8 protein-coding genes are annotated in these 10,231 nt (G+C 49.8%); 3 read left to right on the forward strand and 5 right to left on the reverse strand.

Annotation, left to right across the window (positions count from 1 at the left end; genetic code table 11):
* Positions 1-222 precede the first annotated feature (222 nt).
* Together groL and ACO6V1_RS20360 are read right to left on the reverse strand one after the other, a co-directional pair.
* Complete coding sequence (groL, locus tag ACO6V1_RS20355; protein WP_101744973.1) at positions 223-1,866, reverse strand: chaperonin GroEL; 1,644 nt, start codon at positions 1,864-1,866, stop codon at positions 223-225.
* Between the two features lie 61 nt (positions 1,867-1,927).
* Positions 1,928-2,221: a co-chaperone GroES gene (locus ACO6V1_RS20360; RefSeq protein ID WP_101744992.1), complete on the reverse strand. Its 294-nt coding sequence runs from the start codon at positions 2,219-2,221 to the stop codon at positions 1,928-1,930.
* A gap of 25 nt (positions 2,222-2,246) precedes the next feature.
* Between ACO6V1_RS20360 and ACO6V1_RS20365 the strand changes: the two genes are divergently transcribed.
* A complete protein-coding gene (locus ACO6V1_RS20365) occupies positions 2,247-2,390 on the forward strand; it encodes a hypothetical protein (protein WP_422450211.1) in 144 nt (47 codons plus the stop codon).
* Between the two features lie 169 nt (positions 2,391-2,559).
* On the opposite strand, the gene ACO6V1_RS20370 is transcribed toward ACO6V1_RS20365, so the two are convergent.
* Positions 2,560-3,057, reverse strand: coding sequence for an FxsA family protein (locus tag ACO6V1_RS20370; RefSeq protein ID WP_422450210.1), 498 nt, complete (start codon positions 3,055-3,057; stop codon positions 2,560-2,562).
* Positions 3,058-3,337: 280 nt separating this feature from the next.
* Between ACO6V1_RS20370 and ACO6V1_RS20375 the strand changes: the two genes are divergently transcribed.
* Positions 3,338-4,099 (forward strand): SDR family oxidoreductase, encoded by a 762-nt coding sequence (locus ACO6V1_RS20375; protein WP_422450209.1) that lies wholly within the window; start codon positions 3,338-3,340, stop codon positions 4,097-4,099.
* 139 nt (positions 4,100-4,238) lie between these two features.
* Complete coding sequence (rep, locus tag ACO6V1_RS20380; protein WP_422450208.1) at positions 4,239-6,251, forward strand: DNA helicase Rep; 2,013 nt, start codon at positions 4,239-4,241, stop codon at positions 6,249-6,251.
* A gap of 74 nt (positions 6,252-6,325) precedes the next feature.
* Here the strand turns inward: rep and ACO6V1_RS20385 are convergent, their stop codons facing one another.
* The gene (locus tag ACO6V1_RS20385; protein ID WP_422468255.1) at positions 6,326-8,887 is read right to left on the reverse strand and encodes a hypothetical protein; all 2,562 of its coding nucleotides are present in this window, start codon (positions 8,885-8,887) and stop codon (positions 6,326-6,328) included.
* 217 nt (positions 8,888-9,104) lie between these two features.
* Positions 9,105-10,028: a hypothetical protein gene (locus ACO6V1_RS20390; protein ID WP_422468257.1), complete on the reverse strand. Its 924-nt coding sequence runs from the start codon at positions 10,026-10,028 to the stop codon at positions 9,105-9,107.
* Between the last annotated feature and the right edge of the window lie 203 nt (positions 10,029-10,231).

Below are 10,231 nucleotides of genomic sequence, written 5' to 3' on the forward strand. Positions count from 1 at the left end.
TTTAATGTCCTCCGACACCCGAAACAACCCAGTGAGTGCATGAACTCTGAGGACAGGTTTTTTATAAGAGAGAGGCCGCTATCCGGTCATGATTCAGACCGGATACAGGTTAGATTGACATGCTATTTTCTACTGGAGGTGGAACGACCAAACACTCGATAAGTGAGTGGTCGCTTGCGGTGTAGCACATTCAGGCTAGCTACCTGCACGACTCTCGTCGTATCACATCATGCCGCCCATGCCACCCATACCGCCCATGCCGCCCATATCAGGCATAGCTGGCGCGTCGTCCTGTGGCTCATCAGCAACCATGGCAGCAGTAGTGATCATCAAGCCTGCAACAGAAGCTGCAGCCTGCAGGGCAGAACGGGTAACCTTGGCTGGATCCAGAATACCCATTTCGATCATGTCGCCGTATTCACCGGTAGCAGCGTTGTAACCGAAGTTACCTGAACCCGCCTTAACCTTGTCAACAACCACAGAAGCTTCGTCACCAGAGTTGGTAGCGATCTGACGGATCGGGCCTTCCAGTGCACGCAGGATCAGCTCAACACCGGCACGCTGCTCAGCGTTAATGGTTTCAACGTTGATGGCAGACAGGGCGCGAACCAGGGCTACACCACCACCGGCAACCACGCCTTCTTCAACCGCAGCACGGGTAGCGTGCAGGGCATCTTCAACGCGGGCTTTCTTCTCTTTCATCTCAACTTCGGTAGCGGCGCCTACCTTAACAACGGCAACACCGCCAGCCAGCTTGGCTACGCGCTCTTGCAGCTTCTCTTTGTCGTAGTCAGAAGAAGAGTTTTCGATCTCGGCACGGATCTGCTCAACACGGGCAACGATGTCAGCCTGAACGCCAGCGCCGTCAACGATGGTGGTGTCTTCTTTGGTAATCTGTACACGCTTGGCAGTACCCAGATCATCCAGAGTTGCCGTTTCCAGGGACAGGCCTACCTCTTCAGAGATAACCGTAGCGCCAGTCAGGATAGCAATATCCTGCAGCATGGCCTTGCGACGGTCACCGAAGCCCGGTGCTTTGACAGCAGTGACTTTCACGATGCCGCGCATGTTGTTCACCACCAGAGTCGCCAGGGCTTCGCCTTCAACGTCTTCAGCGATGATCATCAGTGGCTTGCCAGCTTTGGCAACGGATTCCAGAACCGGCAGCAGTTCGCGGATATTGGAGATTTTCTTGTCAACCAGCAGGATAAATGGGCTTTCCAGTTCAGCGGACATTCTTTCCTGGTTGTTGATGAAGTATGGAGACAGGTAGCCACGGTCGAACTGCATGCCTTCAACCACTTCCAGTTCGTTTTCCAGACCGCTGCCTTCTTCAACAGTGATAACGCCTTCTTTGCCAACTTTTTCCATGGCTTCGGCGATGATCTGGCCAACCAGTTCATCGGAGTTGGCAGAGATAGTACCAACCTGTGCGATGGATTTGCTGTCGGCACAAGGAGTAGACATAGCCTTCAGCTGCTCAACGACAGCAATGACCGCCTTGTCGATACCGCGCTTGAGATCCATTGGATTCATGCCGGCCGCAACGTACTTAAGACCTTCGTTCAGAATAGACTGGGCCAGAACGGTCGCCGTAGTCGTACCGTCACCGGCCTGATCGTTAGCCTGGGAAGCCACTTCCTTAACCAGCTGGGCACCCATGTTCTGGAACTTGTCTTTCAGTTCGATTTCCTTGGCAACAGACACACCATCTTTAGTGATGGTAGGCGCGCCAAAAGACTTCTCCAGCAGAACGTTACGGCCCTTGGGACCCAGAGTAGCTTTTACAGCGTCAGCCAGGATGTTGACGCCCTTGAGCATTTCTTTGCGAGCTTCGTCGCCAAATTTAACTTGTTTAGCTGCCATGGTTGGTGACCCTGTGCACTATTTTGTGAAATCGGAAAAATACCGTGTGATTGCCTGACAATCAGCCTTCCAGAACGGCGGAAATGTCACTTTCAGACAGAATGATCAGCTCTTCACCGTCAATCTTCACGGTGTTTGAGTCTGCATACTTGCCGAAGATAACCTTGTCACCAACGTTAACGCCAACAGGACGCTTTTCACCATTGTCCAGAAACACGCCATCGCCGACTGCAACTACAATGCCCTGGTTAGGCTTTTCAGCGGCAGAACCTGGCAGTACGATGCCACCAGCAGAGGTAGTTTCTTCTTCGACACGACGAACGACCACGCGATCACGCAACGGACGGATTTTCATCGATTCTTTCTCCAACAGTTTGCTTATGCCGTGCAACCTTTTACAGGCTGCTCGCTATCAACGTAATGGCAGTAAAACGATGCACTATCGCTTCACTATGGCCCGGTTTACCCGAACCTCCCTGGTATGCACCCGGGATGAAGTTTACTTTGGCACAGGCCTTAACTAAAAGTTCAAGGCCTTACCGAAGTCTTATCAGGTGTTCCCCTTAGTATGGGTAGCTGGCGCAGTTTTCAAGAGGCAGATGAAAAAAAAACTGACTTTTCCACAAAACTGAGGCTCTAAACTCAAGAAAGAGTGAAAAATTCGTTATATGCCCGCAAATCAAGGCTTATCAATTAATGGCGCTTTTGGCTTCCGGAACGGCCATCATCATTTTCCCGGGTATAGTCCCCATCAATGGTGTGGTTGAGATGGGTTTGATCATGATGCCCTGATGGCTCACGACGATACTCAGCCTCATAAATATTGGTTTGCTGCACATTGACCCCGCTCACTTTCAGCCAGCGCCGGATCAGCAGCTGACGAACCGGTGGAATCAACAGGAATACCCCCAGAAAATCAGTGATAAAACCGGGGATCAACAGCAGCAGGCCACCCAGGGCAATAGCCAGGTTTTCCAGCATTTCCATAGCGGGCAGTTCGCCTGCCGCCATCTTCTGCCGGGCTCTTAATGTGGTTCTGAAGCCCTGGCGGCGAATCACTTCGATGCCAATAAATACCGACAGAATAACCAGGGCAACCGCATTCCAGGCTCCGATGATACTGCCCACTTTAATCAGCACCACCATTTCCAGAATGGGTAAAAGTATAAATAGCACAGAGAGGAAGCGCATAAGAGGCCCCGTTAATCATTGGAGCCTCTTATATAAAGGCAGTGTCGTTTTTTTTCAAGGGTTGTCAGGAAGCAGGAAGGTTGTACTCGCCCCTTAATGAAAAAAACTTCTTACCCGGGTACACCAGCCTCGCAAATAAATCAAAAGCAACCGGTAAGTCGGTCTCTGTACAGCCTGCCCGCTCTCCAAAGAGAGGATTCTCTTATGATAAATTATTGTCTTTTATTCACATCCGTTTCAGGATAATCAGTGTACCTTCTACCAATAAAGCATAAGAACAATGAACATCAAAAATAAAAATATCCTGATCACCGGTGCTGCCAGAGGACTTGGTCTGGCAATAGCCAACTGGTTTGCAGAACGTGGTGCCAATATGGGTCTTATGGACCTTGATACTCCCGAACTTTATCAGGCAGAGGAACTCTGTCGTTCAAAAGGGGTTAACGCGATAGCATTGCCAGCCAATGTTGCTGAAGAAGCTCAGGTTGAAGCAGCTGTTCAGAAAGCCTATGCAGAACTCGGCCCATTGAATGGCCTGGTCAACAACGCCGGTATTCTCAGAGATGGTCTGCTGATCAAAGCCAAAGATGGCAAAGTGACCGAGAAACTCTCCTTTGACAAATGGCAGTCCGTAATCAATGTTAACCTGACCGGCGTCTTCCTCTGCGGCCGTGAAGTGGCCGCCAGCATGATCGACAGTGGCTCAAAGGGCGTCATCGTCAATATCGCCAGCATTGCCCGTGAAGGGAACTTTGGACAAAGCAACTACTCCGCAGCCAAAGCCGGTGTCTCAGCCATGACCGTGACCTGGTCCAAAGAGCTGGCCAAATACGGCATCCGTTGTGCAGCTGTCGCTCCGGGCGTTATTGAAACCGCAATGACCGGCGGCATGAAGCCAGAAGCCAAAGCCCGGTTAACCGCGGGCATTCCTGTTGGACGCATGGGTACCCCGGAAGAGATTGCCCGGACCGTTGGTTTTATTTTTGAAAATGATTATTACAATGGGCGGGTTTTAGAGCTGGATGGTGGGTTAAAACTCTGAACATTCGGGGCAGTTTATGAAATATCCGGGTTAAGTAAATCCCTCCATGCATTGGTCTGAAGACCAGACATATCGTCCACTCCCCTAACCTTGTTATACTGAGATCCTTAATTTCCATGACTTGCCTGAAACAGAACGCGTGCAAAGACTCAATGATCGACAGGCTGAGGCCGTAAAATACATCGATACTCCCCTGCTGGTACTGGCCGGTGCCGGCAGTGGTAAAACCAGTGTTATTACCACCAAAATTGCCTATCTGATTCAACAGTGTGGTATCAGCGCCAAAAACATTGTGGCCGTTACCTTTACCAATAAAGCCGCCCGGGAAATGAAAGAGCGGGTTGGCAAGCTGGTGAAAGGCAAAGCCTCTTCCGGACTGACGGTTTCTACGTTCCATAATCTCGGCCTGAATATTATCCGTCGTGAGTACCAGATTCTGGGCTATAAACCAGGGTTTTCGATTTTTGATCAGCAGGATGCCCGATCACTGATTACCGACCTGATGCAGCGGGACACGTCTGCAGATGATAATGGTGTGGATCAGATCCAGCACTGTATCTCCAACTGGAAGAATGATCTGGTCTCCCCGGCCCAGGCGTTACAAATGGCCAGACAGCCCTGGGAGCAGACGGCAGCGATTGTTTATGAGCACTACAATCGCATGCTGAAAGCCTATAACTCAGTGGACTTTGATGACCTGATCATGAAACCGGTGGAGTTATTCAGACATTATCCGGAGGTCCAGCAACGCTGGCAGGACAAAGTTCACTATATGCTGGTGGATGAGTACCAGGACACCAATGGTGCCCAGTATGAGCTGGTCAGGCGACTGGTGGGCGACCGTCGTAAGTTAACCGTCGTGGGTGATGATGACCAGTCAATTTATGCCTGGCGCGGAGCCAAACCGGAAAATCTGGCGCAACTGAAAGAAGACTATCCCAGCTTAAAGGTGATCAAACTGGAACAGAATTACCGTTCCACCAGCCGGATCCTGAAAGCAGCAAATACCCTGATTGCCAATAACCCACATGTGTTTGAAAAAACATTATGGAGTGAAATGGGCGTTGGGGATGAAATTCGCGTGATTAAATGCCGAAACGACGAAATGGAGTGTGAGCGGATTGCCACAGAGATCATCGCCCACAAACTTCGCCACGATAACAGCTATAAAGATTATGCTGTTCTCTACCGGGGAAATTTTCAGTCGCGGCTGCTGGAGCTGAAACTTCAGCACCATGGTATTCCTTACCACATTAATGGCGGCACCTCGTTCTTTGCCCGGGCAGAAGTGAAAGACATCATGGCCTACCTTCGCCTGCTGATTAATCAGGATGATGACAACGCCTTTCTACGGGTGGTGAATACCCCCAAACGGGAGATTGGGCCATCGACACTGGAGAAACTGGGCAACTACGCCAACAAACACCACATCAGTATGTACAAAGCCTGTGAAGAAGCTGCCCTTGCAGAGGACCTGGCACCACAGTATGTCGACAGGCTGCGACGCTTTACCGGGTGGATGGACGACGTTTCACGACGGCTGCAAACCAGCGAAGACCCTATGCAGGTGGTTCGTGAAATGATTGCTGATAGCGATTATGAAAACTGGCTGATGCAGCACTCCTCAACGCCAGCACAGGCTGAAAAGCGCATGGCCAATGTCTGGTTTCTGGTGGATGCCCTGCAGCAAACCCTGGAACGGGGTGATGAAGACAGAACGGTTGCCGATGCCATTGCCCGGCTGATTCTGCGGGATATGCTGGAGCGCAATGAGGAAGAGGAAGATGCCGACCGTGTTCAGTTACTGACTCTCCATGCCTCCAAAGGTCTTGAGTACCCCCATGTTTTTATGATGGGGATGGAGGAAGAGCTGCTGCCTCACCGAACCAGTATTGAAGAAGATAATATTGAGGAAGAGCGTCGCCTTACTTATGTCGGCATTACCCGGGCCCGGAAATCACTGACCATGACACTGGCCGGGCAAAGAAAGCAGTTTGGCGAGATCATTGATACGCTGCCCAGCCGCTTCCTGGATGAGTTGCCACAGGAAGACCTGGTGTATACCGGCTTTGATGAATCGTCCCGCCAGGAAACCAAAAAAATGGCGGGTAAGATGGGACTGGATGCGCTTTACAAGTCTATCGGCGTATAGCCGAAATAAGCAGAAGTGAAGGGCAAGGTTCCCTGCTTCTGCTGCTTTGTAGCTGTAGAAACGACTTGAGGCTTTTACTCTGAGCCTGTTTCTAGGAGCCATACATAACCCGGATCGATTTTTTTGTATCCATACCATGTCTGCGCCCTTTGCCGGTGTTGGTTAGCCTTGGATAAATCAGTCATAGCCCAGAGACTGAAAGTATGCCCCATGGAGCTGAACAGACAACGCAGTCTGAATCTGATTTCAGCGTCGACCTGAGGGTCGTCGGCGATTTCCGGTTGTTTCAGCATTGCCTGCACAGCATTCCAGATGACTTCAGGGTTGATGTCAGGGTCAATCTGATCCAGTTCCAGACAATGCATCAGTGACGGCAAAATAAATTTATTTCTGGCATCCAGCACCCATTGCCTGGCCTTCTGTCTCATCGGTGCATCGGGAATGATAGCCGAGCGGAAAAAATCATCAAACTGATGTAGCTCCGTCCAGGCACACTCCTCCCAGATTCGCTCAATGCCAATACAGGTTTTTAAAAGAGGCTGATTCAACAACTTCTGGTATATCTCCCGCTCGCCGGTGATATCCGAACGGGCCCTGGCCGCCCGGATACACCGGAGTGTTTGCAGAATAACCGGATTCCAGTGTCGGGAGAGCAGTTTTTCAAATGGCTTTATGGCCCCCCTGGCCGACTGTACCTGGAAACCCTGAGAATCAGACGATGGACAGGCAGCATGATGTCTGCCGGATCGAATCACCCTGATCACTGGCGCAACCTCCTGGTGAGCTGGCTTGTTCACCTCCAGCTCGCGACCCTCAGCTCCACTCACCTTCGGGGATTCAATGACATCATGCTCTGACTTGTTAACAGACTCATTTTTTTGACCATTGCGCTTCCTGCCTTTATTTCGGGCAAGCCCCACCGGCAGGTTGGCAAACTTTGGTACCTCTTCAGAAAACTGTCGTAAAACTGCGTCAAAATCGTAGTCTTTATCTGAAGCCACTGCCTGCCCTGTTGGTGATTCCGAAAAGGCAGACAACTCCATGGTCCGCTCACTGGTATCCCTCCAATACTCAGCCAGCAGAGGGCTTTTCTTCAGATAATATCTGGCATATTCAGTTGCTGCATCGGCAGCCAACTCCCACTTACGGGCTTTAAGGAAAAAAATATAGGCACTTGACCAGTGATTAGGGGACATTTGTGCGGCTTTGCGATATAAGTTGGCTACTTTCCAGCTATACATTGGTGATGCAGAATGTGCTCGCTGATGGATGCTTGCCAGAAGACAGGTGACTAAAGCATGAATGTCGCCCTCTCCTTGAATGTAGTCTTTTCGGGCACGAGCGACGGCTGATTGAAACCTCCTGTCAACCTCCAGTATTTTACGCCTGCATGGCTTATTTCTTCCGTTCATACCTCCGGCATACAACAGACATTCTGTAATCAATTCCCTGACTATATGAAAGAGTTCAGAACTTAACTCTGAGTCAGAGAACCAGTTTGAGCCTTTATACCGCTCGTCTACCAGAAAGTGAGCGTTCAACTGCTGTAAATAAGACATCACCATTATCTGCATTGCAGCACCAAGCTTGGTTTGTGGTGGCACATTAGGCTGATCGACAAACAATGACGTGAAGCTCACCGGGGCAAAACGCACATAATCGTAGGGAGAGAAGCTGACCGGGGACAAATAAAAAAACATTTCCTTGATGATTGTCGGGCAATAGGCGAGCAAGGTAATGCCCTTGTGGTAGTTAGCGCCATCCTCAAAGAACGGCAACCCGCCCATAAAATAGAGCAGACTTAATGAATAAAAATCCATCATCATGCTGGCTTGACGGGTCAACTCAGCAAAATCATTCAACACACTTTGATTCAGGGCCTGTATCAGATGCTGACGGTCAGTTTCAGACACCGGCTCACCCCGAAGCATATCGCTATAACACTTCAACAGCACCCAGTTTCGGAAATAGGTGGCCATATCCTCATGCATCAGTTTTTGCAAGCCCAGCAGTTTTCCTGTTGTCTGGGTCCGATCTTGCTTCTTCTCCAGCCAGGCAGCCACATGCCTGTTCAACACCCGCTTCAAACCAGCAGACCGCAATTCCTCAGCGGTCAACCTGCTACCATCTACCTGCAGGTTAATGTTGGCAAACATGTCCAAAACGTCGTTACCGGGTACCGCAAACCGATCCAGGGGAATATCCAGAAAGCGGTCAAGCCAGTATACAAGCCCAGAATTGCCATCACTACCCTGATTTGTTGCCGCTTGCACGACATCGGTCTGTGATTCTTGTGGCGTAGCTGTTGCAGAAGCCGCATTTTCAGTACCGGGTGGCTCAGAATAATTCACCACTCTTGCAACAATGCTAATACCACGGCTGCGAATCTGATCAGCAGCAGCCCCATCCAGGCAAATCGACGCCGAGGCAACCTCATGACGGGTGTTAGCGACTCTGTCGACCAGCCACACGTTTAAACGACAACGGTTTTCAGTACGCTCCTGTCGCTGGGTGCTGCGCTCACCAGAGTCAGGATCGGGGCGATTACGCTGACCATCACTGCCACGATCAACTGCCGGAGTATTGGTAATTGGACTAGTGTCACTGCCTGTGCCATGACTGAAACGGCTTTGCATCGGATTGCTTCTGCATGCTGCATGAAATCTTTTTTATTCCCTATGACACTCATTCCTCAAAAAGGTTCAAATGTATAACTGATAACTTAACTCGGGTTAAATTGATCTGGCTGAACAAGCCCCGCGAGCAATGAACTTATAATCTCAGCTTGTTGCTGCAAAACCCGCATAAATTGACAGTCTGACGTTATGCTTTGAACAGGCGGTATCGAAACAGCTACTCTGTCGTTTCAACCCATATTTTATAAACCTCTGCTTCGACCAGGTGCTCACTGGAGTCCCAAAAATCCGAATAGAGAATATTCACCTCCTGATTCGCAGCAGCAGCATCTTCTGCATAGCGGCAAAGACTTTCCTGATAAGTGGTAAACTGTCCAACATCAGGGACCAACGGATGGTCGTTACCTGCCCCACGTTTTTTTACGGGCAAACTTACAGTTTTCTCACCTGATTCATGGAGGAAACTCTGTTCGGATATCCACTCATCCCGATAACTGATAATACGTCGATAGCCGCCTAAATGAATATCAATAATACAAAGATCACTTAACAAACGTCTGTTTATCCGCTGAACTCTGGTGACCAGCCCACTGTCGACTTTCTCACGATAAAACCAGTTGCTGTGATAATCCCAATCAACTTCAGCCCCTTCCGGGAATGTTTTAAAAGAGTGAGAAGCGGAAAAATCCTCTGCCAGAGAGGAAATATCCGTAAGAATGAAGTCACTTTCGGAACTGAAAGGACTGCTCCAGAAAGCTTTACTTCTAAAGAAAAAAATCAGCACATCTGCATCTGGTGTAGCAACCAGATCCTTCCAAAGCTCCCAACCCGATGCTTCGACAGAAAGTAAATATTGAAATGAAGGGTACTGCGAAAGCTGCGACGCTTTACTTGCATGCACCGCCAACTCCCCGGAACTCCACAAAACCCCATTAACCCATTCTCTGGAGCCAGGGATGCCAACCAATATCCCGGTTAGCCAGCTATTTTGACTATCGACGATAACCGCATCGTTTGCTCTACCACTCAAGGCCTCTCTCGGTGAAACCTGGGCAAACTTGCCCGGGTAATTCGCTCCTGACCTTCCTGTGGGAACAAGAAACAACACCATAAAAACAATGATGGTCATCCATTTCATCATTAGCTTCCCTGTATGAGTTTTAACATCCACTGTCGCACGCATCGACCGGCCATGCGAGCAGAGGGCAATCCCAAAACCAACGGTTCTTCAAATGCAACAACTCCTGAATTGCCCCAAAGAACGAACGATCACCCTGACAATATCTTTAAGATAACGAAGGTTAGCGATTAAGAACAGGGGTAGATCTTATGTTGGTGCCATCA

Origin of the sequence: Endozoicomonas sp. ALC013, from assembly GCF_049310205.1 — a bacterium.
GTDB lineage: Bacteria > Pseudomonadota > Gammaproteobacteria > Pseudomonadales > Endozoicomonadaceae > Endozoicomonas.